This window comes from Pseudomonas khavaziana (assembly GCF_036704165.1).
GTDB lineage: Bacteria > Pseudomonadota > Gammaproteobacteria > Pseudomonadales > Pseudomonadaceae > Aquipseudomonas > Aquipseudomonas khavaziana.
Genome location: NZ_CP129946.1, coordinates 5,895,736 through 5,920,537, shown reverse-complemented (window position 1 = coordinate 5,920,537; position 24,802 = coordinate 5,895,736). Strand labels below are relative to the sequence as shown.

At 56.4% G+C, this 24,802-nt stretch carries 20 protein-coding genes, 2 tRNA genes and 3 rRNA genes; 15 read left to right on the top strand and 10 right to left on the bottom strand.

Annotated elements, in window-relative coordinates; genetic code table 11:
• Positions 1-98: 98 nt before the first annotated feature.
• Entirely contained in the window at positions 99-2,021 is a 1,923-nt protein-coding gene (estP, locus tag QYQ93_RS26490; RefSeq protein WP_338475828.1) for an esterase EstP, read from the bottom strand.
• Positions 2,022-2,431: 410 nt separating this feature from the next.
• Between estP and QYQ93_RS26485 the strand changes: the two genes are divergently transcribed.
• From QYQ93_RS26485 to QYQ93_RS26470, 4 genes are all read left to right on the top strand, one after another.
• Positions 2,432-3,025, top strand: coding sequence for an aminodeoxychorismate/anthranilate synthase component II (locus QYQ93_RS26485; RefSeq protein WP_043051165.1), 594 nt, complete (start codon positions 2,432-2,434; stop codon positions 3,023-3,025).
• 9 nt (positions 3,026-3,034) lie between these two features.
• Entirely contained in the window at positions 3,035-4,084 is a 1,050-nt protein-coding gene (gene trpD, locus QYQ93_RS26480) for an anthranilate phosphoribosyltransferase (protein ID WP_043051166.1), read from the top strand.
• Positions 4,081-4,917 carry an indole-3-glycerol phosphate synthase TrpC gene (gene trpC / locus QYQ93_RS26475; protein ID WP_043051167.1) on the top strand — a complete coding sequence of 279 codons (837 nt, stop codon included), beginning with the start codon at positions 4,081-4,083 and terminating at the stop codon, positions 4,915-4,917. Before trpD ends, trpC begins: the two co-directional genes overlap by 4 nt.
• 142 nt (positions 4,918-5,059) lie before the next feature.
• Positions 5,060-5,755 carry a lipoate--protein ligase family protein gene (locus QYQ93_RS26470; RefSeq protein ID WP_338475826.1) on the top strand — a complete coding sequence of 232 codons (696 nt, stop codon included), beginning with the start codon at positions 5,060-5,062 and terminating at the stop codon, positions 5,753-5,755.
• On the opposite strand, the gene crp is transcribed toward QYQ93_RS26470, so the two are convergent.
• A complete protein-coding gene (gene crp, locus QYQ93_RS26465) occupies positions 5,752-6,396 on the bottom strand; it encodes a cAMP-activated global transcriptional regulator CRP (protein WP_043051169.1) in 645 nt (214 codons plus the stop codon). The two genes, QYQ93_RS26470 and crp, sit on opposite strands and share 4 nt — an antisense overlap.
• A 244-nt stretch (positions 6,397-6,640) precedes the next feature.
• Here crp and QYQ93_RS26460 point away from each other — a divergent pair, with 244 nt between their 5' ends.
• Positions 6,641-7,063, top strand: coding sequence for an OsmC family protein (locus tag QYQ93_RS26460; protein WP_043051170.1), 423 nt, complete (start codon positions 6,641-6,643; stop codon positions 7,061-7,063).
• A 69-nt stretch (positions 7,064-7,132) separates the two neighbouring features.
• Here the strand turns inward: QYQ93_RS26460 and coq7 are convergent, their stop codons facing one another.
• The 6 genes from coq7 to hemJ form a co-directional block, all read right to left on the bottom strand.
• Positions 7,133-7,780, bottom strand: a complete 648-nt coding sequence (coq7, locus tag QYQ93_RS26455) for a 2-polyprenyl-3-methyl-6-methoxy-1,4-benzoquinone monooxygenase (RefSeq protein WP_043051171.1) — start codon at positions 7,778-7,780, stop codon at positions 7,133-7,135.
• Between the two features lie 85 nt (positions 7,781-7,865).
• Positions 7,866-8,204 carry a histidine triad nucleotide-binding protein gene (locus tag QYQ93_RS26450; protein WP_043051172.1) on the bottom strand — a complete coding sequence of 113 codons (339 nt, stop codon included), beginning with the start codon at positions 8,202-8,204 and terminating at the stop codon, positions 7,866-7,868.
• Positions 8,205-8,250: 46 nt separating this feature from the next.
• Positions 8,251-9,039 carry an SDR family NAD(P)-dependent oxidoreductase gene (locus QYQ93_RS26445; protein WP_043051173.1) on the bottom strand — a complete coding sequence of 263 codons (789 nt, stop codon included), beginning with the start codon at positions 9,037-9,039 and terminating at the stop codon, positions 8,251-8,253.
• A 63-nt stretch (positions 9,040-9,102) separates the two neighbouring features.
• The gene (locus QYQ93_RS26440) at positions 9,103-10,065 is read right to left on the bottom strand and encodes a DUF805 domain-containing protein (RefSeq protein WP_338475825.1); all 963 of its coding nucleotides are present in this window, start codon (positions 10,063-10,065) and stop codon (positions 9,103-9,105) included.
• Positions 10,066-10,133: 68 nt separating this feature from the next.
• Complete coding sequence (locus QYQ93_RS26435; protein WP_338475823.1) at positions 10,134-11,096, bottom strand: nitronate monooxygenase family protein; 963 nt, start codon at positions 11,094-11,096, stop codon at positions 10,134-10,136.
• A gap of 24 nt (positions 11,097-11,120) precedes the next feature.
• On the bottom strand, positions 11,121-11,549 hold the full coding sequence (gene hemJ, locus QYQ93_RS26430) for a protoporphyrinogen oxidase HemJ (protein WP_043051176.1): 429 nt from the start codon (positions 11,547-11,549) through the stop codon (positions 11,121-11,123).
• A gap of 135 nt (positions 11,550-11,684) precedes the next feature.
• Here hemJ and argC point away from each other — a divergent pair, with 135 nt between their 5' ends.
• The gene (gene argC, locus QYQ93_RS26425) at positions 11,685-12,719 is read left to right on the top strand and encodes an N-acetyl-gamma-glutamyl-phosphate reductase (RefSeq protein ID WP_043051177.1); all 1,035 of its coding nucleotides are present in this window, start codon (positions 11,685-11,687) and stop codon (positions 12,717-12,719) included.
• A 165-nt stretch (positions 12,720-12,884) separates the two neighbouring features.
• Positions 12,885-13,235 (top strand): iron-sulfur cluster insertion protein ErpA, encoded by a 351-nt coding sequence (erpA, locus tag QYQ93_RS26420; protein ID WP_003176443.1) that lies wholly within the window; start codon positions 12,885-12,887, stop codon positions 13,233-13,235.
• A gap of 75 nt (positions 13,236-13,310) precedes the next feature.
• Here erpA and QYQ93_RS26415 read toward each other — a convergent pair whose 3' ends face one another.
• Both QYQ93_RS26415 and QYQ93_RS26410 read right to left on the bottom strand, forming a co-directional pair.
• Complete coding sequence (locus QYQ93_RS26415; RefSeq protein WP_338475822.1) at positions 13,311-14,402, bottom strand: anhydro-N-acetylmuramic acid kinase; 1,092 nt, start codon at positions 14,400-14,402, stop codon at positions 13,311-13,313.
• Positions 14,403-14,405: 3 nt separating this feature from the next.
• On the bottom strand, positions 14,406-15,818 hold the full coding sequence (locus tag QYQ93_RS26410) for a peptidoglycan DD-metalloendopeptidase family protein (RefSeq protein ID WP_338475820.1): 1,413 nt from the start codon (positions 15,816-15,818) through the stop codon (positions 14,406-14,408).
• Positions 15,819-16,027: 209 nt separating this feature from the next.
• Between QYQ93_RS26410 and tyrS the strand changes: the two genes are divergently transcribed.
• From tyrS to QYQ93_RS26370, 8 genes are all read left to right on the top strand, one after another.
• A complete protein-coding gene (tyrS, locus tag QYQ93_RS26405; RefSeq protein WP_043051180.1) occupies positions 16,028-17,227 on the top strand; it encodes a tyrosine--tRNA ligase in 1,200 nt (399 codons plus the stop codon).
• Between the two features lie 496 nt (positions 17,228-17,723).
• Positions 17,724-19,260: ribosomal RNA gene (locus QYQ93_RS26400) — 16S ribosomal RNA — on the top strand.
• Between the two features lie 83 nt (positions 19,261-19,343).
• A tRNA-Ile gene (locus tag QYQ93_RS26395) sits at positions 19,344-19,420 on the top strand.
• A 30-nt stretch (positions 19,421-19,450) separates the two neighbouring features.
• A tRNA-Ala gene (locus QYQ93_RS26390) sits at positions 19,451-19,526 on the top strand.
• Between the two features lie 247 nt (positions 19,527-19,773).
• Positions 19,774-22,665: ribosomal RNA gene (locus QYQ93_RS26385) — 23S ribosomal RNA — on the top strand.
• A 157-nt stretch (positions 22,666-22,822) separates the two neighbouring features.
• Positions 22,823-22,938, top strand: a 5S ribosomal RNA gene (rrf, locus tag QYQ93_RS26380).
• The 16S, 23S and 5S rRNA genes sit together here with 2 tRNA genes alongside, the layout of an rRNA operon.
• A gap of 161 nt (positions 22,939-23,099) precedes the next feature.
• Entirely contained in the window at positions 23,100-24,059 is a 960-nt protein-coding gene (gene birA, locus QYQ93_RS26375) for a bifunctional biotin--[acetyl-CoA-carboxylase] ligase/biotin operon repressor BirA (protein WP_043050072.1), read from the top strand.
• The gene (locus tag QYQ93_RS26370; protein WP_043050071.1) at positions 24,049-24,798 is read left to right on the top strand and encodes a pantothenate kinase; all 750 of its coding nucleotides are present in this window, start codon (positions 24,049-24,051) and stop codon (positions 24,796-24,798) included. The genes birA and QYQ93_RS26370 overlap by 11 nt, the downstream gene beginning before the upstream one ends.
• The last annotated feature ends 4 nt before the right edge of the window (positions 24,799-24,802 follow it).

The following is a 24,802-nucleotide window of genomic DNA, read 5'->3' as shown; positions in this document are numbered from 1 at the left end:
GGGCTTGCCCGCGATGGCGGTGTGTCACTCGAGATATTCAGTGACTGATCTACCGCCATCGCAGGCAAGCCAGCTCCCACATTTGTTTTGTGCAGTATTTAGAAATCCAGACTGACCCCGACATTGACCCCTTGCTGGGTCAAATTGTCATCCTTCCTGAGGTTATACGCCGCCCGCAACGCCAGGTCCTGAGTCAGCTTGTGGCTGACACCCAGGCTCAAACGGTCAGAGTTGCTGCGAGGCGTATACCCGTCCAGCTTGAAGTCGATTCCCTGCACGCTGTTGAGCGAAATATTCACCTTCTGGGTGTCATTTTCGAACTCGTGCTCGTGGGCCACTTCGCCGAACACCTGGGTTTGCGGTGTGATGCGGTAGCTGCCCTGCAGGCCGACGCCAAGACGCTTGGAGTCGCGTTGTTGATCATCGAAGGTCAGTGCGGTGGAGCGACTGTTTTTTTCCGAATAACCATTCACTTCGACGCGTGCATAGTCGGCGCTGATGAACGGCGACAGGTGCCAGTCGCTGCCCGGTGCAGCAAGGTCATAGCCCAGTCGGCCGCTCAAGGCCCAGAGCCAGCCATCGGTATCGCCTTTTTCGGACGCTTCGTTCACGCCCAAGGCGAACTTGCGCTTGAGGCTGTCGAAGTCCAGCTTGCCGCCGGTCACGGCGGCATCGGCCCACCAGTGATTTTGCTGGTATTGAGCGAAGGCCGTGCCCATGTAGCTGTTGAGCTTGTAGTCCGAATCGTTGGTGCCAGCTTCCAGTGTCTGTCGATACAGGCCGGCGGCAACACCTACGCGCCAGCTTTCATCGAGTCGGTAGCTGCCGCCGATATTCAGGTTGTAGCCGCTGCCGTCGCCACTGGCCGAACTGCTCTGGTCGTCGAAATCCAGACGCTGCCCACCGCCGGCCACGATTGCACGCCATTGACCGACGGCTTGCCAGTTGCCGTTGTCTGCTTGCCATTGATTGCGCAGCTCGTCCTGGTGGGCGCGCAATGTGCCTTGGGCCATTTCCGGCAGCAAGGTCAGCTCCCAAGGCGCCGCCAGCAGCGAGTAGGCGTAGTCGGCAATCAATTGTTGCCCCGCCACCGTAGGGTGGACCGAGTCGTTGTAGATCAGCTTGGTCGGGTCCGGGTTGGTACCACCAATGCCATAGGTTGGGTTAGCGGTGCAGCTGTTGCCGCTGAAACAGGTGCCGGTCAAATTCTGCCCCGTGGCCAGGCCGAAGTGCGCTGGATCGGCGAAAGCTTCCTTCAACAGCAATGGGATATTCAACGGGATAACCTGGGCGTCGACGTGCGACAGGCGCTGAACCAATGACTGGTTGAATATATTGCTCAGGGCCGAGGTCGCGGCCTGCTGCGGGGTGCCATTGATGGCGGGCGTCAACCCAAGGTCGGGCAACATCCACACCATGATGTAACGCGCACCGGCTTGTTGCAGCGCCTGGGCGCTGTCAGCCAGGCGCCCGCCGGCGGCGACCGCTTGTTCCGGGCTGAGTACGCGGCCTTGGAGGAAGTCATTGCCGCCGCCGGAGAGAAAGTACAGTGCATTGGGGTCGGCCCGTCCGCCGTTGGCTGGCAGATATCCCTGGCGGCTGCGCAAAACTGTGCCCGCACCAGGGTTGCCGGGTGGGATGGCGGCATCTGAAACCGAGGTAATGGAGTCGAGGATATCGTCGGTACGGTAGCCACCGACGGCCCAGTTGTTGCCATCTGGCAAGCCCTGGGCTGCGCGAACCGGTGAGGTGGAGGCGTTCAGGTCGTTGGGGGCTACTCCCAGTTTCGCGCCCAACAGGGTCGATGAAACCAGGCCGTATTCACCCTGGAATGTCGGGCCTGTACGGTTGGTAAAGCGTAGCGTGGAGCCATTCGAGCCATCGGGAAACTGGCCGGCATCAGCCAGGCTGTCACCAAAAACCACCATCGTTGAATATGGCGACGGAGCTGCGAACGCCTGGGCGCATGCCAATGACAAGATACAACCGGCAAGGGGTGCGAAAAATGCTGGTCTGAACATGCAAGGTTCCATTTGGTTGTTTTTGTATCGGAACTCAAACACTAGCAAAACTTCTGATAATTTCTGTAGGGATATACCGAATTTGCCTACTCGCCTTCCCGTATTTACGGCTCCATATTGCACCGCTGGCTAGGCTACGTTACTGTGCCTGAACGTATAAATGAGACCCTCCCCGTGTTGATCATCAGCAAACTCTTGATGCGAGTAGTCAAGGCACACGCCCGTTGGCGTTGGCGCGCCTGACATTTTTCTCCGCCGGCCCGGCCGGACCTGTAACGATTTGCCTTCTTCACCCGTTGTCTGACGCCCCTTGCCGGCTACCCCTGGCAATCGGAACGTGCGTGGCAGCGGGTCACTCTCTAGGAAGGCCGTCATTTGAAATCAGTGAATTCAAGAGGCTTGAACCCCACATGTTGCTGATGATTGATAACTACGACTCCTTTACCTACAACGTTGTGCAATACCTTGGCGAGCTCGGTGCCGAGGTCAAGGTCGTGCGCAACGATGAACTGACCGTCGCCGAAATTGCCGCCCTGAATCCGGAGCGTATCGTGGTTTCGCCAGGCCCTTGCACGCCGACCGAAGCGGGCATCTCTCTTGAAGCCATCAGCTATTTCGCCGGCAAGCTGCCGATCCTGGGCGTATGCCTGGGCCATCAGTCCATCGGTCAGGCGTTTGGCGGTGACGTTGTACGTGCGCGCCAGGTCATGCATGGCAAGACCAGCCCGGTGTTCCATAAGGATCTCGGCGTGTTCCGTGGCCTGAACCTGCCCGTGACGGTGACCCGTTATCACTCGCTGGTGGTCAAGCGCGAAACCTTGCCTGAATGCCTGGAGTTAACCGCCTGGACCCAGCTGGAGGACGGCTCGGTCGATGAGATCATGGGCCTGCGTCACAAGACACTGAATATCGAAGGGGTGCAGTTTCACCCTGAATCAATCCTGACCGAGCAGGGCTACGAGCTGTTCGCCAACTTTCTCAAGCAGAGCGGCGGCACGCGCTAAGGACTTTTCATGGATATCAAGACTGCCCTGAACCGTATCGTCGGCCATCTGGACCTGAGCACCGCCGAAATGAGCGATGTGATGCGCGAGATCATGACCGGTCAATGTACCGACGCGCAGATCGGCGCCTTTATGATGGCAATGCGCATGAAGAGCGAAAGCATCGACGAAATTGTCGGTGCGGTGTCGGTGATGCGTGAGCTGGCGGACAGGGTCGAACTCAAGACCCTCGACGGCGTTGTCGATGTGGTCGGCACCGGCGGTGACGGTGCGAACATTTTCAACGTGTCGACAGCCTCGTCTTTTGTGGTGGCTGCGGCTGGCTGCACCGTCGCCAAACATGGTAACCGTGCGGTATCCGGCAAGAGCGGCAGTGCCGATTTGCTGGAAGCGGCGGGTATCTACCTGAACCTCACGCCGGTACAAGTAGCACGCTGCATTGACAGCGTTGGCATTGGCTTCATGTTTGCCCAGTCCCATCACGGCGCGATGAAGCACGCTGCCGGCCCACGCAAGGACCTCGGCCTGCGTACCCTGTTCAACATGCTTGGCCCGCTTACGAATCCGGCCGGTGTGAAGCATCAGGTGGTGGGTGTGTTCAGTCAGGCGTTGTGCCGGCCACTGGCCGAAGTCTTGCAGCGTCTGGGCAGCAAGCATGTGCTCGTGGTGCATTCCAAGGATGGCCTGGACGAATTCAGCTTGGCGGCGCCGACCTTTGTCGCAGAGCTGAAGAACGATGAGGTCACTGAGTATTGGGTCGAACCTGAGGACTTGGGCATGAAGAGCCAGAGCTTGCACGGCTTGGCGGTGGAAAGCCCGGCAGCTTCTCTGGAACTGATTCGTGATGCTCTGGGGCGCCGTAAGACCGAAAACGGTCAGAAGGCCGCGGAGATGATTGTTCTGAATGCTGGCGCGGCACTTTACGCAGCCGACCACGCCTATAGTCTTAAGGAAGGTGTCGCCTTGGCCCACGATGCGCTGCACACTGGTCTGGCTCGTGAGAAGCTCGAAGAGCTGGGAGCCTTCACTGCCGTATTCAAGATGGAGAATGAAGGATGAGTGTGCCGACCGTTCTGGAAAAGATCCTGGCCCGCAAGGCCGAAGAGGTGGCCGAGCGCCGCGCCCGCGTGAGCCTGGCCGAGCTGGAGGCGCAGGCGAAGGCCGCCGATGCGCCACGAGGTTTTGCCAATGCCTTGATCGCCCAGGCCAAGCTCAAGCAGCCTGCCGTGATCGCCGAGGTGAAAAAAGCCTCGCCGAGCAAAGGCGTCATTCGCGAAAACTTTGTACCGGCTGAAATCGCCGCCAGCTATGAGAAGGGCGGGGCGACTTGCTTGTCCGTGCTGACCGATATCGACTACTTCCAGGGGGCCGACCTGTTCCTGCAGCAGGCTCGTGGTGCATGCAAGTTGCCGGTGATCCGCAAGGACTTCATGGTTGACCCTTACCAGATCGTCGAAGCCCGAGCCTTGGGCGCTGACTGCGTGTTATTGATCGTCTCCGCACTGGATGACGTGAAAATGGCCGAGTTGGCGGCGGTGGCCAAAAGCGTCGGTCTTGATGTATTGGTTGAAGTGCATGACGGCGACGAGCTTGAGCGCGCACTGAAAACCCTCGACACGCCGCTGGTGGGGGTCAACAACCGTAACCTGCATACGTTTGAAGTCAGCCTGGAAAATACCCTGGATCTGTTGCCGCGTATTCCCCGTGATCGCTTGGTGATTACCGAGAGTGGCATCGTCAATCGTGCCGACGTGGAGTTGATGGAAATCAGCGGCGTTTACTCGTTCCTGGTGGGCGAGACGTTCATGCGTGCCGAGAACCCGGGGGCGGAATTGCAACGCCTGTTTTTCCCGGAGCGTGGCGTGACAGTCAGCGGTTCGACATTAGACTGATTGAAGTGCGCAATAAAATGTGGGAGGGGGCTTGCCCCGATAGCATTCTTTCAGTTGATGATCAGTCGGCTGAAGGTTCGCTATCGGGAGCAAGCCCCCTCCCACATTGGGTCTTGTGTTTAATCTGAAAGGTAGGTGCTCGATGATTCAGCCCGTGATCATGACTGTCGAAGCGGGCCTTGCCGCCGAGCAACAGCTGTTGGCAGCCGTTGGCGCGGGCGAGCAGGACTTCGGGCTGTTGTTCTGGCAGCCCAGCGACCAGGCGTTGGTCATGCCGCGCCGTTTGAGTCGGCTGCCAGCATTTGCAGTGGCCAGCCAAGTCTCGGCGGAGGCCGGTTGGCCGGTGTTGCTGCGCGAAACTGGGGGTGAGCCTGTGCCGCAGTCCGCTGCCACAGTAAATATCGCCCTGGTGTATGCGCCACCGCGGAGTGAGAGCGACCAAGGGCGGATCGAAACCGGTTACCAGCGCTTGTGCCAGCCGATCTGTGATTTTCTTCTCGAGTTGGGCGGCGATGCCTCCGTTGGTGAAATCGACGGAGCGTTTTGCGACGGTCGCTATAACGTCAATCTCAACGGTCGCAAGATGGTGGGTACCGCCCAGCGCTGGCGACAGAGCGGTGGCCGTCCGGTGGGCTTGATCCATGGTGCCATGCTGCTGGATAACGAGCGCGAGGAATTAATTGAAGCAGTCAACCGTTTCAATCAAACCTGTGGCCTGGAACAGCGGGTGCGTGCCGAGAGCCATATCGCCTTGCACGAAGCGTTTCCCGCACCGGATGCGATCAGTCGGCTCGACCGGTTGTACCGTCAGATGCTGGCCAGCTTCCTGCAGGTTTAGCGGGTACCGAATACCACCATCGTCTTGCCTTTGACGTGTACCAGGTTACGCTCTTCCAGATCCTTGAGCACACGGCCGACCATCTCCCTTGAGCAACCGACAATACGCCCTATCTCCTGGCGCGTGACCTTGATCTGCATACCGTCGGGATGGGTCATGGCGTCGGGCTGTTTGCACAACTCCAGCAAGCAGCGCGCTACACGACCGGTGACATCGAAAAACGCCAGGTCGCCGACCTTGCGCGTGGTATCACGCAGGCGTTGGGCGATCTGACCGCTCAGGGCATACAAGATATCCGGATCATGCTGGGCCAGTTCGCGAAATTTCGTATAGCTGATCTCGGCGACTTCGCACTCAACCTTGGTGCGCACCCAGGCACTGCGCTCCTGTTCTTTGCCCGCCTGCTCAAACAGCCCCAACTCCCCGAAGAAATCTCCAGTGTTCAGGTACGCGATGATCATTTCGCGACCGTCTTCATCCTCGATCAGGATGGTGACCGAGCCCTTGATAATGAAAAACAGGGTTTCTGAGCGCTCGCCGGCGCAGATGATGTTGTGTTTGGCCGGATGCCGTCGGCGCTGGCAATGCATCAACAGCTTGTCGAGGTTCTTGATCTTGGGTGTGGGAGTAAGAGCAACCATGGTTGTTTCCCGAAAGACTGCGCGGTGGTTGACGTTGTTTTTATCCAGCGGCCTCAATATTGATACGCACTGTAAAAATCATGGCAATGCGCCATTGATTTGGCGCCAGCTTACCAGACACATTCTGTCTCGATCAGCGAAATTGCTTGGCAAACGCTGTCATTTAACAAATTCAGGCGGAGCGCTGTGGTTTTGAGGCCCTGTGCTAAGCTGGCGACCCTTTTTTAGCAGTGGAGTCTGGGCGATGAAGGCACGCATCCAATGGGCGGGCGAAGCCATGTTCCTCGGTGAGTCGGGTAGCGGTCATGTGGTGGTCATGGACGGCCCGCCGGAAGCCGGTGGCCGTAACCTGGGGGTACGCCCGATGGAAATGTTGCTGCTGGGGGTTGGTGGTTGCAGCAATTTCGATGTGGTCAGCATCCTGAAGAAGTCGCGCCAGGCTGTGGAAAGCTGCGAAGCCTTCCTGGACGCCGAGCGCGCCACTGAGGATCCCAAGGTATTTACCAAGATCCATATGCATTTCGTGGTCAAGGGACGTGCGCTCAAGGAAGCTCAGGTCAAGCGTGCCATTGAGCTGTCCGCCGAGAAGTATTGCTCGGCGTCGATCATGCTCGGTGCCGCAGGTGTGGTCATTACTCACGATTACGAAATCATCGAGTTGGGCTGACTGCTGGAATCGCAGGCAAGAGAAAGGGCGCTTCAAGCGCCCTTTTTTCCGGTTTGAATTTGATGCACTTTAGATTCTATAAGTGCTTTTGGTCATGACCTTGGCCATCAGGCTCATGCCGAACCTCACCGGGGCTGGGAAGCGGAAGCCGCCGGCGTCTAGAGCGCTTTCTGCATGGTGTTCTTCATCGATGCGCATTTGCTCAAGAATCGCCCGGGACTTGTCGTCTTCGGCCGGCAGCTGCTCCAGATGTTCATCCAGGTGCTTGCAGACCTGATGTTCGGTCGCGGCGACAAATCCGAGGCTGACTTTGTCGCTGATCAACCCGGCGGCAGCGCCGATACCAAACGACAGACCATAAAACAGAGGGTTCAGCACGCTGGGATGACTGCCCAACTGGCGGATACGCTGTTCGCACCAGGCCAGGTGATCGATCTCTTCCTCCGCTGCATGTTCCATCGCTGCACGTACCTGCGGCAACTTGGCGGTCAGCGCCTGGCCCTGATACAGCGCCTGGGCACAGACTTCACCGGTATGATTGATACGCATCAGGCCGGCGACGTGACGGGTGTCCGTTTCGCTCAACTGCGCATCGGGCTGCACAATGGCGGGCGATGGGCGGTACGGTTGGCCGCTGAATGGCAGCAGCGTGCGCATGGCCATATCGGCTTGCAGCAACAGACGGTCAATCGGCGAGTAGTGACGTTGGGTAGTCATGCTGACCTCCGGGAAGAATCTCGGCGGCCAGTTTACCGCAAGAGAGGGCAAAGCGTTTGCGCTGAGTCAATTTGACCCTCGCCCCTCAGCCTGGCGGCCAGTTCATCTGGCGCTGACCGAGCACATGCATATGGATGTGATAAACAGTCTGCCCACCCATCTCGTTGCAGTTCATTACGACCCGAAAACCCTGTTCACAACCCAACTCCAGCGCCAGTCGCTGGGCTGTAAACAGGATATGGCCGGCCAGGGCCTTATCATCTTCGGTCAGGTCATTCAGGGTACGAACGGGCTTTTTCGGGATAACCAGAAAATGTACCGGTGCTTGCGGGGCAATATCGTGGAAGGCGAGGACTTGATCATCTTCGTAGATGATGTTCGCGGGTATTTCTCTGTTGATGATCTTGGTGAACAGAGTATCCACAGCTGTTTCTCCATTATAAAAATGCAGGGTGAGTGTACCCAGGCGATCAGCGCGGGCAATAGGCTTTGTTGATGGCGCCGGCAATCTTGCGGGTCAGCCAACGCGGGCTGAGGCGCGGGCTGAATGCGAGCCAGCGGTTGCGGCGCCCGGGAATGATGATGGCTTTGTTCTTTTCCAGCGCGCGCACGGTGTAGAGCGCGACTTCTTCCGGGCTCATCAGTTGCTGGCTGCGGTCAAGTTTGGCCGTATCCATCTGCGCAGTGCCGAAGAAGGCGGTGCGCGTAGGGCCTGGGCAAAGTACCGAGACCTTGATGCCACACGTCTTCAACTCTTCGCGCAAGCCTTCTGAAAAGTGCAGTACATAGGCTTTGCTGGCGTAGTAGCTGCTCATCCAAGGGCCTGGCTGAAAGGCTGCAACCGACGCGACATTTAGAATCTGCCCGCCACCGTGCAGCGCCATGGCATTGCCAAGGGCATGGCACATGCGGGTGAGGGCCAGGATGTTGACTTCGATCAGGTCCTGCTCGGTCATCCAGTCCTGGGCCAGGAACGGCCCGCTGGTGCCAATGCCAGCGCAGTTGATCAGCAGGTCAATCTGTCGCTCACCTTCTTCAAGCTCCAGCAAAAAACCGGACAAACGCAGCGGCTCACCCAAGTCGCAGGCACGAAACAACACCTCGACGCCGAAGCGTTGAGTCAACTCCAGGGCAATGCTTTCCAACTGATCACGCTGGCGGGCCACCAGAATCAAGCTGCGGCCGCGTCGAGCCAGGGCTTCGGCCAAGGCCAGGCCGATGCCGCTGGAGGCGCCGGTGATCAGAGCGTAACGGGTCATGCCTTTCTCCATCGCAACGCCGCCTGGCCTGTGACAGTGGCGTCACAGGCGGCGGGCGTTTCTTCACTGTTCTGGAGAGTCTACAGGTTCGGCTGCGTCGTCAGCACTTTGCGCTGCGGCTTCATCTACGATGACGCTTTGATCAACGTCTTCATCGGAGATGATGGAGCTGCTTTCGTAGCTGCTGTCCATGTTGGCTTCAAGTTGGTCCAGATAGCCGTTCATGCCCAGGGTCAGGCCGATGATGAGCATCAACGGAATAAACGCCAGCCATAGCGAGGCCAGGATTTTCACCGCTGTAGAGTTGGGTGGTGGCGGTGCGCCGTATTGGTTGGCTCCCGCGTTGCCCGGCAATACCAGCAACAGGATGGGGAAAACGCTATTGACCAGTGGCACCAGGTTCAGCAGGTACAGCCAGCCAGACCAGCCCAGGTCGTGCAGACGTTGCACGCCGATTTGTACGCTTACCACGACGAGGGCAACAAATAACGCGAAACCCAGCAGCGAGCCGAGAATGATGGCGATGGTTGGCGAGGCAGTCGCCACCGCGAAGCCGACGGTACTGATGATGCCAGCAGCCACCAGCATCGCGACGGTCAGTGCCAGCGTCCAGGCCAGGTAACGCAGGCGGCCGATGCGCCCGTGGATGGTGAAGACCTTGAGGGTGGCGAACTCCGGCAAGTCATCGCCAACCGCAGCGCGTGGCGGGGCATAAGGTGAAGCTTCGGAGCGGGAAAAGTCGGAGCCAGGAGAGCTCGTCTCGTGGGTTTCGGCCAGGCTAAATGCTACGGGTTGTTCGGCTTCGATGCGTGCGTCGACCCCGGCGTTTTTCAATGCCGTCAGATAGGTTTCGGCATCGGGGCGGGAAAGGTCGCGTTTGAGCGCGACCGGGCGGCCGGTAAAGAGTTTTTCAATCGCCTCGACATCACTCTTGAACAGCTCGGCGAGGTTCAGCTTGGCGGTGGTGCTTTCGACACCCGGGAGCAAGGCTCCGTCAAACACAATCTTGAAACGGCTGTCGCTCATGCGGGCATCCTTGTCACTTAATCAGGGAGGGTGTGCAGGCCCGTCCAATTGGCGGGCCGTGCAGTGGGTCAGCGTGGCCAGCGCAGTTGCGCAGCATGCTCGCGTGCTTCGCGGTATTCGGCATCCAGGCGGGCGACGAGTTCATCGACGCTGGGTAAATCATCGATTTCACCGACGCCCTGACCGGCGGACCATACAGTTTTCCACGCTTTGGCCTCATCACTCAATGGTTTGAGTTTGGAGCCGAAATTGACTTCACCTTTGCCTTGCAGTGCGGCGAGGTCGAAACCGGCATTTTCCAGGCTCTGGCGCATAAAGCTCGCAGGTACGCCGGAGACTGCCGGAGTGTGCACGATGTCGGCGGCGCGCGATGTGAGCAGCATCTCTTTATAGGCATCTGGCGCGTGGCTTTCGGTAGTACCGATAAAGCGCGTGCCGAAATACGCCAAGTCGGCTCCCAGCAACTGGGCGGCGAGAATTTCGTGGCCGTGGTTGAGGCAACCGGCCAGCAGCAGGGTTTTGTCGAAGAATTGGCGAATTTCGGCAATCAGCGAGAAGGGACTCCAAGTGCCAGCATGGCCGCCGGCCCCGGCGGCTACGGCGATCAGGCCATCGACCCCCGCCTCAGCGGCTTTCTCGGCATGGCGTCGGGTGGTGACGTCATGAAACACCAAACCGCCGTAGCTGTGGACGGCATCGACCAATTCCTTCACCGCACCGAGGCTCGTAATGACGATGGGCACCTTGTGCTCCACACAAATCGCCAAATCGGCCTCCAGCCGTGGGTTGCTGTTATGCACGATCAGGTTTACGGCATAGGGCGCTGGGTTGTCCAGCCGCGCCAGGCCCGCTTCGATTTCTTCCAGCCAGGCCCTGAAACCGCTGCTCTCACGTTGGTTGAGCGCCGGGAAGCTCCCGACCACTCCGTTGCGACAGCAGGCCAGGACCAGTTGCGGGTTGGAGATCAGAAACATCGGCGCAGCCACCACGGGCAGGCGCAGACGTTGTTCCAGCAAAGCGGGCAGCGACATTGGAGGTTCCCCGAGTAATTGAAATTAGAACGGTTTGACCACGACCAAAATTACGATAGCCAGCAACATCAGAACCGGCACCTCATTGAACCAGCGATAAAAGACATGGCTGCGGGTGTTCTCGCCACGGGCGAAGCGTTTTACCTGCGCGCCGCACATATGGTGGTAGCCGATAAGTAGCACGACCAGGGTCAACTTGGCGTGGATCCAGGCACCGGATTGGAAAATGCCGGGGTTGAGCGCCAGCATCCAGATGCCGAAGATCAGTGTGGCAACCATCGCCGGGCCCATGATGCCCCGGTACAGCTTACGCTCCATGACGCTGAAGCGTTCTTTGCTGACGGTGTCGTCGCTTTGGGCATGGTAGACGAACAGGCGCGGCAGATAGAACAGCCCGGCAAACCAGCAGACGATGCTGACGATGTGTAAGGCTTTGATCCATAGATAGAGCATTTTTAGTTATTCCCAGGTTCACGGTAGCCAAGATAGTAGTGGCTCATGCGCCCGTACGTCACGTTGACGGTTGTCGCAGGACGATGCGGCCCCTATTATCGACGGCTTTCCAGTGGGTTCGTTGAGGGCAGGTTTATGGTCAAGGTCGGTATCGTCGGCGGCACGGGTTACACCGGTGTCGAATTGCTGCGTCTGTTGGCCCAGCATCCGCAGGCTGAGGTGGTGGTCATCACTTCCCGATCCGAAGCTGGGCTGGCCGTGGCCGATATGTACCCGAACCTGCGAGGCCACTATGATGGCCTGGCGTTCAGCGTGCCGGATATCAAGACCCTGGGCGCTTGCGATGTGGTGTTCTTTGCCACGCCTCACGGTGTTGCCCATGCGTTGGCGGGTGAGTTGTTGGCGGCCGGTACAAAGGTCATCGACCTGTCGGCGGACTTCCGCCTGCAGGATGCCGATGAGTGGGCCAAATGGTATGGCCAACCCCACGGTGCGCCGCAGTTGCTGGAGGAGGCGGTCTACGGCCTGCCGGAAGTCAATCGTGAGCAGATCAAGCAAGCACGCCTGATTGCGGTACCGGGTTGCTATCCGACTGCGACGCAACTGGGCTTCCTGCCATTGTTGGAAGCGGGCTTGGCGGATGCTTCGCGCCTGATCGCCGATTGCAAGTCGGGTGTCAGCGGGGCGGGGCGCGGCGCGGCGGTAGGTTCTCTGTACTCTGAAACGTCGGAAAGCATGAAAGCCTATGCGGTAAAAGGGCATCGTCACTTGCCAGAAATCCGCCAGGGACTGCGTCGCGCTGCCGGTAAGGATGTGGGCCTGACCTTTGTGCCGCACCTGACGCCGATGATCCGTGGGATTCACTCCACGCTGTATGCGACCGTTACTGACCGCTCGGTAGACTTGCAGGCATTGTTTGAAAAACGTTACGCCAGTGAGCCGTTCGTCGATGTGATGCCAGCGGGCAGTCATCCGGAAACCCGCAGTGTGCGTGGCGCCAATGTGTGCCGTATTGCAGTGCATCGCCCGCAGGATGGCGACCTGGTCGTGGTGCTTTCGGTGATCGACAACCTGGTCAAGGGCGCGTCGGGCCAGGCGGTGCAGAACATGAACATCCTGTTCGGCCTGGATGAGAAGCTGGGCCTTTCTCACGCAGGCATGCTGCCTTAACGCTCATAGACCGTTACGCAAAAGGCCCGCTGATCGGGCCTTTTGCGTTTTTGATGACGGCTGTGCAGATTGATATACCGTAACAATAGTTGACCGCTTTTCTAGGAGAAGCGGATAATACCGGCCATTACGCATATGACGGCGCTACGCCGGGAGATTATCAGCATGAGCGTTGAATCCTTCACCCCCACGGCTTTGCAATTTACCCACGGTGCTGCGCACAAGGTGAAGAGCCTGGTCGATGAAGAGGGTAATGATCGCTTGAAGCTGCGCGTATTCGTTACGGGCGGCGGTTGTTCAGGGTTTCAGTACGGTTTTACCTTCGATGAAGATGTGGCCGATGACGACACCATCGTCGAGCGCGAGGGCGTCAGCCTCGTCGTGGACCCGATGAGTTTCCAGTACCTGGCAGGTGCCGAGGTGGATTACCAGGAAGGTCTGGAAGGCTCGCGTTTCGTGATCAAGAACCCTAATGCCACCACTACCTGTGGTTGTGGGTCTTCGTTCTCGATCTGATCGGTCACCTCGTCCGCAACAAAAAAACGCCGCCGGGCTTTGATTAAGCCAGGCGGCGTTTTGCTGTCTGGGCATTCAGGCGGGGTAGATCGCGCCGAGTACCCGAAGGCCGCTAGCACCGGTGACACTGGGGCGGTTGGCGGCAATGCCTTCCAGGCAGCAATGAGCCAGCCACGCGAAGGCCATGGCTTCTACCCAGTCGGGGTCTACGCCGTAGGTGGCTGTGCTGCTGACGTGGGTGGAGGGCAGCAGCGCTGTCAGGCGATCCATCAGTGTTTTGTTATGGGCGCCGCCGCCGCAGATCAGCAAGGTCTGTGTGGTTGGTTGGGCGCTTTGCAGGGACTCGACGATAGTGAGGGCTGTCAGTTCCAGTAGCGTGGCCTGTACGTCCTGAGGTTCAAACACAGGCAAACGGGCAAGGTGCCCCTGCAACCACGCGAGGTTGAACACTTCGCGCCCCGTACTTTTTGGGCCTTTGGTCAAGAAGAACGGGTCGCTGAGCAATGTGTTGAGTAGCCGGGGCTGGACCTTGCCGCTGGCAGCCCATTGCCCGTCGCGATCAAAGTGTTCGCCGCGCTGCAGGTGAATCCAGGCATCCAGGAGGACGTTGCCCGGGCCGCAGTCGAAGCCGGCGACAGGCTTGTTCGTCTCAATCAGGCTGAGGTTACTGAACCCGCCAATATTCAACACCGCGCGGTTGCCCGTGTGTTCGCCGAACAAGGCTTCATGAAACGCAGGGACCAAGGGCGCACCCTGGCCGCCAGCGGCAACATCACGGCTGCGGAAGTCGCTGACTACGGTGATGCCGGTCATCTCGGTGAGCAGGGCGGGGTTGCCGATCTGCACGGTGAAGCCTCGGGCTGGTTCGTGGCGAATCGTCTGGCCATGGCTGCCAATCGCGCGGATGTCCTGAGGCTTGAAATCGTGCTGTTCCAGCAAGGTGCGGATACCTTGGGCGGCCAGCGTTACCCACTGTTGCTGGGCAATAGCAGACCGGGCGATTTCATCCGGGCCGCTGGCGCACAGGCTCAATAGCTCAGTGCGCAAGGTGTCGGGCATAGGGATGTAAAGGGTGGCGATCAGATTAATCGCCGTGCCCTGCTCAATAAGAGCGATATCCAGGCCGTCGAGGCTGGTCCCGGACATCACGCCGATATAGAGCGGCATACCCTAACGCTTCGCCGAAGCCAGCAAGGTGGAACGCTCTTGATCCATTCGCGCCATCAGCGGTTGGCTCTGTTGCATGAAGCGTGCGCGCTCGGCTTTGGCGATGGGGTCGGCCATCGGCAGCTTCTGGCCCAGTGGGTCAACGTGTACGCCATTGACCTGGAACTCATAGTGCAAGTGCGGCCCGGTGGACAGGCCAGTAGTGCCGATGTAGCCGATTACTTGGCCCTGTTTCACGTTGCCGCCAGTCTTGACGCCCTTGGCGAACCCTTGCATGTGGCCATACAGCGTGCGGTAGGTATTGCCGTGTTGGATGATCACCGTATTGCCGTAACCGCCGCGACGTCCCGCCAACAGCACTTTGCCGTCGCCGGCTGCCTTGATAGGCGTACCGCGCGGAGCGGCATAGTCGACGCCCTTATGCGCGCGGATTTTGTTCAGAATTGGATGCTTGCGACCCATGGAGAAACGCGAGCTAATACGGGCGAAGTCCACGGGCGTACGGATGAAGGCCTTACGCATGCTGTTGCCATCAGCCGTGTAATAGCTGCTATTGCCTTGTTTGTTCGTGTAGCGCACAGCGGTGTAGGTTTTGCCGCGGTTGGTGAAACGTGCAGAGAGAATGTTGCCTGTGCCTACTACTTTGCCGTTGGCGACTTTCTGCTCGTAGATCACGTCGAATTCGTCACCCTGGCGGATGTCCTGGGCGAAGTCGATGTCGTAGCCAAATACGCTGGCCATGTCCATGGTCATGCTGTGGGACAGGCCGGCGCGCGCAGCCGATTGTGACAAGGAGCTGTTGATCACCCCATGGACGTAGGCGGAACGCATAACTGGCTTGGTGGTGATGCGGTTGAAGGCGAAGCCTTTGGCACCTTTGCTCAGGCTGATGCTTTCCAGGTCACTGAGGCTGGTGTGCAGGTTGTTCAACTGGCCGTCTGGCGTCAGTTCAAATTCAAGCTTTTGGCCGCGTTTGAGCTGGGTGAATTGCTTGGCTTGCTTATCGCTGGCCAGCACTTCATTCACCGCAGCGGCAGGCAGGCCAACTTTTTCGAACAGGGTGGATAGCGTGTCGCCTTTGCCCACGATGACTTCGCGATGCTGGGGATTCTTGGCGGCGGCAGCCGCAGGTGCTTCCTGGGCAGCTTGCTGGGTGTCTTCGGGAGCGCTTTCGATCTGTGCGAAAGGTGATTCAGTTGCAGTGTTTGTGGCTTGTTGGGCGTCGGAAGCGTCTTGATCTTGTGTCAGTTGCTCAACAGGGCTTTCCAGGTCAAGGCTAAGGGATGTTCGTTTGGCTTCCACGTCACTGGAAGGGAATACCAGGAGTGCCAGGCTGAGAAGGGCGGCGATACCACTTGCGGCGAGCAGGTGGGTCTTCGGGTAAAGCGGCGGCGCTTTAGACGGTTCAGTGGTCATAGGTAATTTTGACTTTGAAGATGAAATGGAAAAGATGAATGACATGATGAAGATGAAATAACTGTATAAAATATAACCAAATCATCTGTGGCGCAAGCTCGCGAATGCCGGGCTTGCTGAACGGTGTCCGTGCGCAGGGCAAAACTTGTAATTAGTCCCTGATCTTGTATGGTTGGTTCCCTTTTGAATCTGAGCCTTGCGGGTCTGTTATGAAGTCGGTTGAAGAGCAGCTAGCGCTGATAAAACGTGGTGCGGACGAACTGTTGGTCGAGTCTGAGCTGATTGAAAAGCTCAAGCGTGGCCAGCCCCTGCGTATCAAGGCTGGCTTTGATCCGACCGCGCCGGATCTGCACCTGGGTCACACCGTGCTTATTAATAAGCTGCGTCAGTTCCAGGAGTTGGGTCACCAGGTCATCTTCCTCATTGGTGACTTCACCGGAATGATTGGTGATCCGAGTGGCAAGAGCGCAACGCGCCCGCCGCTGACTCGCGAGCAGGTGCTCGATAATGCCGAGACCTATAAGACGCAGGTATTCAAGATCCTTGATCCAGCCAAGACCGAGGTGGCGTTCAACTCAACCTGGATGGACAAGATGGGGCCGGCAGACTTCATTCGCCTGACCTCCCAGTACACTGTGGCGCGCATGCTCGAGCGCGATGACTTCGACAAACGCTACTCCACCAATCAGCCAATCGCGATCCATGAGTTCCTTTACCCGCTTGTTCAGGGGTATGACTCGGTAGCGCTGCGTGCGGATGTCGAGCTGGGCGGCACTGATCAGAAGTTCAACCTGCTGATGGGGCGTGAGCTGCAGCGTGCGTATGGTCAGGAGGCTCAGTGCATTCTGACCATGCCGTTGCTTGAGGGGTTGGATGGCGTCAAGAAGATGTCCAAGTCCTTGGGTAACTATGTTGGCATTCAGGAAGCGCCGGGTGTGATGTACGGCAAGCTGGTTTCCATTCCGGATGCTTTGATGTGGCGTTACTTCGAACTGTTGAGCTTCCGCTCGATGGACGAAATTAACGCGCTGCGTGCGGATGTAGAGGCGGGTGCCAACCCTCGCGATGTGAAGATCAAGCTGGCAGAAGAGATTGTTGCGCGCTTCCATGGCGAGGAGGCTGCGGCCAATGCCCACCGCGCTGCGGGTAATCGTATGAAGGATGGCGAACTGCCTGACGACCTGCCGGAGATTGAGTTGACGGCTGTTGAGGCGATGCCGATTGCGGCTGTCCTTAATAAGGCGGGCCTGGTAAAGAACTCGGCGGTCGCTCGTGATCTCTTGGGGTCGGGCGGCGTGCGTATAGATGGTGAGGTAGTAGATCGCACCTTTGTATACGAGCTGGGCGCTACCCATGTGTGCCAGGCAGGAAAGAAGGCATTTGCGCGTATTACGCTCAAATCCGAATAAGTCTGAAATTAGGTGTTGACGGCGAATTATATCTGTCTATAATTCGCCCCACTTCCGGCGCAGTCGAAACGGAAAACTCCTTGGTAAACAACGGGTTATGAAGTTTTCGGCAGCAAGTTGCTTCAGTTCATCGAAGCCAAAAGGAAGTTGAAAAAGAGGTGTTGACAGCAGCGTGTAACGCTGTAGAATTCGCCTCCCGCTGATGAGAGATCAGAAGCGCAAGTGGTTGAAGTTGTTGAAGAAATCTTCGAAAGCTTCTGAAAATAATCACTTGACAGCAAATGAGGCTGCTGTAGAATGCGCGCCTCGGTTGAGACGAAAGCTCTTAACCAACCGCTCTTTAACAACTGAATCAAGCAATTCGTGTGGGTGCTTGTGGAGTCAGACTGATAGTCAACAAGATTATCAGCATCACAAGTTACTCCGCGAGAAATCAAAGATGTAACCAACGATTGCTGAGCCAAGTTTAGGGTTTCTTAAAAACCCAAAGATGTTTGAACTGAAGAGTTTGATCATGGCTCAGATTGAACGCTGGCGGCAGGCCTAACACATGCAAGTCGAGCGGTAGAGAGAAGCTTGCTTCTCTTGAGAGCGGCGGACGGGTGAGTAATGCCTAGGAATCTGCCTGGTAGTGGGGGATAACGTTCGGAAACGGACGCTAATACCGCATACGTCCTACGGGAGAAAGCAGGGGACCTTCGGGCCTTGCGCTATCAGATGAGCCTAGGTCGGATTAGCTAGTTGGTGGGGTAATGGCTCACCAAGGCGACGATCCGTAACTGGTCTGAGAGGATGATCAGTCACACTGGAACTGAGACACGGTCCAGACTCCTACGGGAGGCAGCAGTGGGGAATATTGGACAATGGGCGAAAGCCTGATCCAGCCATGCCGCGTGTGTGAAGAAGGTCTTCGGATTGTAAAGCACTTTAAGTTGGGAGGAAGGGTTGTAGATTAATACTCTGCAATTTTGACGTTACCGACAGAATAAGCACCGGCTAACTCTGTGCCAGCAGCCGCGGTAATACAGAGGGTGCAAGCGTTAATCGGAATTACTGGGCGTAAAGCGCGCGTAGGTGGTTTGTTAAGTTGGATGTGAAATCCCCGGGCTCAACCTGGGAACTGCATTCAAAACTGACTGACTAGAGTATGGTAGAGGGTGGTGGAATTTCCTGTGTAGCGGTGAAATGCGTAGATATAGGAAGGAACACCAGTGGCGAAGGCGACCACCTGGACTGATACTGACACTGAGGTGCGAAAGCGTGGGGAGCAAACAGGATTAGATACCCTGGTAGTCCACGCCGTAAACGATGTCAACTAGCCGTTGGGAGCCTTGAGCTCTTAGTGGCGCAGCTAACGCATTAAGTTGACCGCCTGGGGAGTACGGCCGCAAGGTTAAAACTCAAATGAATTGACGGGGGCCCGCACAAGCGGTGGAGCATGTGGTTTAATTCGAAGCAACGCGAAGAACCTTACCAGGCCTTGACATCCAATGAACTTTCTAGAGATAGATTGGTGCCTTCGGGAACATTGAGACAGGTGCTGCATGGCTGTCGTCAGCTCGTGTCGTGAGATGTTGGGTTAAGTCCCGTAACGAGCGCAACCCTTGTCCTTAGTTACCAGCACGTTATGGTGGGCACTCTAAGGAGACTGCCGGTGACAAACCGGAGGAAGGTGGGGATGACGTCAAGTCATCATGGCCCTTACGGCCTGGGCTACACACGTGCTACAATGGTCGGTACAGAGGGTTGCCAAGCCGCGAGGTGGAGCTAATCCCAGAAAACCGATCGTAGTCCGGATCGCAGTCTGCAACTCGACTGCGTGAAGTCGGAATCGCTAGTAATCGCGAATCAGAATGTCGCGGTGAATACGTTCCCGGGCCTTGTACACACCGCCCGTCACACCATGGGAGTGGGTTGCACCAGAAGTAGCTAGTCTAACCTTCGGGAGGACGGTTACCACGGTGTGATTCATGACTGGGGTGAAGTCGTAACAAGGTAGCCGTAGGGGAACCTGCGGCTGGATCACCTCCTTAATCGACGACATCAGCTGCTCCATAAGTTCCCACACGAATTGCTTGATTCATTGAAGAAGACGATAAAGAAGCAGCCCGAAATTGGGTCTGTAGCTCAGTTGGTTAGAGCGCACCCCTGATAAGGGTGAGGTCGGCAGTTCGAATCTGCCCAGACCCACCAATTTTGTGTGGGAAACGCCTGTAGAAATACGGGGCCATAGCTCAGCTGGGAGAGCGCCTGCCTTGCACGCAGGAGGTCAACGGTTCGATCCCGTTTGGCTCCACCACTACTGCTTCTGTTTGTATAAAGCTTAGAAATGAGCATTCCATCGTTGTGATGGTGAATGTTGATTTCTAGTCTTTGACTAGTTCGTTCTTTAAAAATTTGGGTATGTGATAGAAAGATAGACTGAACGTTACTTTCACTGGTAACGGATCAGGCTAAGGTAAAATTTGTGAGTTCTCTTAATTGAGAAATTCGAATTTTCGGCGAATGTTGTCTTCACAGTATAACCAGATTGCTTGGGGTTATATGGTCAAGTGAAGAAGCGCATACGGTGGATGCCTTGGCAGTCAGAGGCGATGAAAGACGTGGTAGCCTGCGAAAAGCTTCGGGGAGTCGGCAAACAGACTTTGATCCGGAGATGTCTGAATGGGGGAACCCAGCCATCATAAGATGGTTATCTTGTACTGAATACATAGGTGCAAGAGGCGAACCAGGGGAACTGAAACATCTAAGTACCCTGAGGAAAAGAAATCAACCGAGATTCCCTTAGTAGTGGCGAGCGAACGGGGACTAGCCCTTAAGTGGCTTTGAGATTAGCGGAACGCTCTGGAAAGTGCGGCCATAGTGGGTGATAGCCCTGTACGCGAAAATCTCTTAGTCATGAAATCGAGTAGGACGGAGCACGAGAAACTTTGTCTGAATATGGGGGGACCATCCTCCAAGGCTAAATACTACTGACTGACCGATAGTGAACTAGTACCGTGAGGGAAAGGCGAAAAGAACCCCGGAGAGGGGAGTGAAATAGATCCTGAAACCGTATGCGTACAAGCAGTGGGAGCCCACTTTGTTGGGTGACTGCGTACCTTTTGTATAATGGGTCAGCGACTTATTTTCAGTGGCGAGCTTAACCGAATAGGGGAGGCGTAGCGAAAGCGAGTCTTAATAGGGCGTCTAGTCGCTGGGAATAGACCCGAAACCGGGCGATCTATCCATGGGCAGGTTGAAGGTTGGGTAACACTAACTGGAGGACCGAACCGACTACCGTTGAAAAGTTAGCGGATGACCTGTGGATCGGAGTGAAAGGCTAATCAAGCTCGGAGATAGCTGGTTCTCCTCGAAAGCTATTTAGGTAGCGCCTCATGTATCACTGTAGGGGGTAGAGCACTGTTTCGGCTAGGGGGTCATCCCGACTTACCAAACCGATGCAAACTCCGAATACCTACAAGTGCCGAGCATGGGAGACACACGGCGGGTGCTAACGTCCGTCGTGAAAAGGGAAACAACCCAGACCGTCAGCTAAGGTCCCAAAGTTATGGTTAAGTGGGAAACGATGTGGGAAGGCTTAGACAGCTAGGAGGTTGGCTTAGAAGCAGCCACCCTTTAAAGAAAGCGTAATAGCTCACTAGTCGAGTCGGCCTGCGCGGAAGATGTAACGGGGCTCAAACCATACACCGAAGCTACGGGTATCACGTAAGTGATGCGGTAGAGGAGCGTTCTGTAAGCCTGTGAAGGTGAGTTGAGAAGCTTGCTGGAGGTATCAGAAGTGCGAATGCTGACATGAGTAACGACAATGGGTGTGAAAAACACCCACGCCGAAAGACCAAGGTTTCCTGCGCAACGTTAATCGACGCAGGGTTAGTCGGTCCCTAAGGCGAGGCTGAAAAGCGTAGTCGATGGAAAACAGGTTAATATTCCTGTACTTCTGGTTATTGCGATGGAGGGACGGAGAAGGCTAGGCCAGCTTGGCGTTGGTTGTCCAAGTTTAAGGTGGTAGGCTGGAATCTTAGGTAAATCCGGGATTCTAAGGCCGAGAGCTGATGACGAGTCATCTTTTAGATGACGAAGTGGTTGATGCCATGCTTCCAAGAAAAGCTTCTAAGCTTCAGGTAACCAGGAACCGTACCCCAAACCGACACAGGTGGTTGGGTAGAGAATACCAAGGCGCTTGAGAGAACTCGGGTGAAGGAACTAGGCAAAATGGCACCGTAACTTCGGGAGAAGGTGCGCCGGTGAGGGTGAAGGACTTGCTCCGTAAGCTCATGCCGGTCGAAGATACCAGGCCGCTGCGACTGTTTATTAAAAACACAGCACTCTGCAAACACGAAAGTGGACGTATAGGGTGTGACGCCTGCCCGGTGCCGGAAGGTTAATTGATGGGGTTAGCTAACGCGAAGCTCTTGATCGAAGCCCCGGTAAACGGCGGCCGTAACTATAACGGTCCTAAGGTAGCGAAATTCCTTGTCGGGTAAGTTCCGACCTGCACGAATGGCGTAACGATGGCGGCGCTGTCTCCACCCGAGACTCAGTGAAATTGAAATCGCTGTGAAGATGCAGTGTATCCGCGGCTAGACGGAAAGACCCCGTGAACCTTTACTATAGCTTTGCACTGGACTTTGAATTTGCTTGTGTAGGATAGGTGGGAGGCTTTGAAGCGTGGACGCCAGTCTGCGTGGAGCCAACCTTGAAATACCACCCTGGCAACTTTGAGGTTCTAACTCAGGTCCGTTATCCGGATCGAGGACAGTGTATGGTGGGTAGTTTGACTGGGGCGGTCTCCTCCTAAAGAGTAACGGAGGAGTACGAAGGTGCGCTCAGACCGGTCGGAAATCGGTCGTAGAGTATAAAGGCAAAAGCGCGCTTGACTGCGAGACAGACACGTCGAGCAGGTACGAAAGTAGGTCTTAGTGATCCGGTGGTTCTGTATGGAAGGGCCATCGCTCAACGGATAAAAGGTACTCCGGGGATAACAGGCTGATACCGCCCAAGAGTTCATATCGACGGCGGTGTTTGGCACCTCGATGTCGGCTCATCACATCCTGGGGCTGAAGCCGGTCCCAAGGGTATGGCTGTTCGCCATTTAAAGTGGTACGCGAGCTGGGTTTAGAACGTCGTGAGACAGTTCGGTCCCTATCTGCCGTGGACGTTTGAGATTTGAGAGGGGCTGCTCCTAGTACGAGAGGACCGGAGTGGACGAACCTCTGGTGTTCCGGTTGTCACGCCAGTGGCATTGCCGGGTAGCTATGTTCGGAATAGATAACCGCTGAAAGCATCTAAGCGGGAAACTAGCCTCAAGATGAGATCTCACTGGGACCTTGAGTCCCCTGAAGGGCCGTCGAAGACTACGACGTTGATAGGTTGGGTGTGTAAGCGCTGTGAGGCGTTGAGCTAACCAATACTAATTGCCCGTGAGGCTTGACCATATAACACCCAAGCAATTTGACTACTCTAACGAGCATCAGATTGCGGTGTGTGAAGACGCAATGAACCGAAAGTTCGACGCTCACAAAGCACCGACAGCTGTCACATACCCAATTTGCTGAAGCGAGACCAACTGGTCACGACTCAGTACCCGAATTTCTTGACGACCATAGAGCATTGGAACCACCTGATCCCATCCCGAACTCAGTAGTGAAACGATGCATCGCCGATGGTAGTGTGGGGTTTCCCCATGTGAGAGTAGGTCATCGTCAAGATTAAATTCCGAAACCCCAATTGCGAAAGCAGTTGGGGTTTTGTTTTGGGCGCTCGGAAATCAAAAAATGTCGCTTATGTCTTGAATGCTAACGAGCGGCCTTTCTATGCAATGACCCTACGCATGGCTATTATGCGTGCCTCATTGTGAGGCGATACCTGCATGCTGATGTTGTTGAAACTTCTGAAAGACGGTCGATTCCATTCTGGAGAGGCGCTTGGCGCTGCCCTGGGGGTTAGTCGAAGTGCTGTGTGGAAGCAGCTCCAGCATCTTGAGGCCGAGATGAATCTGCCCATTCATAAGGTCCGTGGACGTGGATATCAATTAGCTGCGCCGCTGGTGTTTTTGAATGCTGAGGAGATTTCTCTGGAGGCAGCTTCTTCAGCCTGGCCGGTTCACATTTACGATTCCGTTGATTCCACTAATGCCGAGGCTTTGCGTCTTGTGGAGTCAGGCTGCGTGCCACCCTTTGTTGTATTGGCGGAGCAACAAACGGCTGGAAGGGGAAGGCGTGGCCGAAAATGGGTCAGTCCGTATGCGCAAAATCTTTACTACAGTCTCGTGCTGCGCATTGAAGGCGGTCTGCGGCAGTTGGAGGGGCTAAGCCTTGTGGTGGGTTTAGCTGTCATGCAAACCCTGCACGAGTTGGGCGTCCAGGGCGTGGCCTTGAAGTGGCCAAACGATGTCTTGGTTGGAAATAAGAAAATTTCTGGCATCTTGCTCGAGTTAGTCGGAGATCCTGGAGATATATGTCATGTTGTGCTGGGCATCGGTATCAACGTGAATATGCAGAAGGCAGTTGAGGTCGATCAGCAGTGGACCTCGATGCAGCTTGAGACCGGAACCCCTATTGATCGCAACCGCCTTGCGGCGCGCCTTGGGGGGCAACTGCAGGCCTATCTAGACCGACATAAGGCTACTGGTTTTGCCGGTTTGCAAGAAGAGTGGGAGAAGCATCACCTGTGGCAGGGCAGGAGTGTATGTCTCATTGCTGGCGTAAACCGGATTGAAGGGGTGGTGCTGGGTGTGGATCGTCAGGGCGCGTTGCGTTTGAATGTCGATGGAGTTGAGAAAATATATAGCGGTGGTGAGCTAAGCCTGAGGTTGCGTGATGATTCTTGAGCTCGACTGTGGAAACAGCTTCATTAAGTGGCGTGTGCTTGAGTCGAGTGAGGCAAACGCTTGCGCGGAAGGCATCGCCGGTTCGGATGTGTCATTAATTGATAGCCTGGTGGCTCTTCCCGATCTTCTGCTTACGCGTTGCCGATTGGTGAGTGTCCGTGCGCTTGAGGAAACCGACCAGCTGGTAGCTGCGTTGGTGGATGCATTTGGCGTTAGCGTTTCATGTGCTGCCCCTGCGCGGGAAATGGCTGGGGTGCGTAACGGCTACGAAGATTTCGAGCGTCTTGGGCTTGATCGCTGGTTGGCGATGCTCGGGGCATTCAAATTGGCTTCAGGCGCATGTCTGGTTCTCGATTTCGGCACGGCGGCGACCGCAGATTTCATCGGTCCGGATGGTGAGCACTTGGGAGGATTCATTTGCCCAGGCATGCCCCTCATGCGCAATCAACTGCGAACCCATACGCGTAAGATACGTTACGGCGACGCGGCGGCGGAGAGGGCCCTGGAGCGACTTTCTCCTGGGCGGACTACCGTAGAAGCCGTCGAGCGCGGCTGTACGCTCATGCTTAGAGGGTTTGTGCTGACACAGCTCGAGTTGGCGCGAAGCTACTGGGGTGACGATTTCACCGTCTTCCTGACTGGAGGGGATGCTGAGTTGGTTTCTGATGCTGCGCCTCGCGCTCGACTGATCCCGGACCTTGTGTTTGTTGGTCTGGCGATGGCGTGTCCTTTGTCTTGAGGTG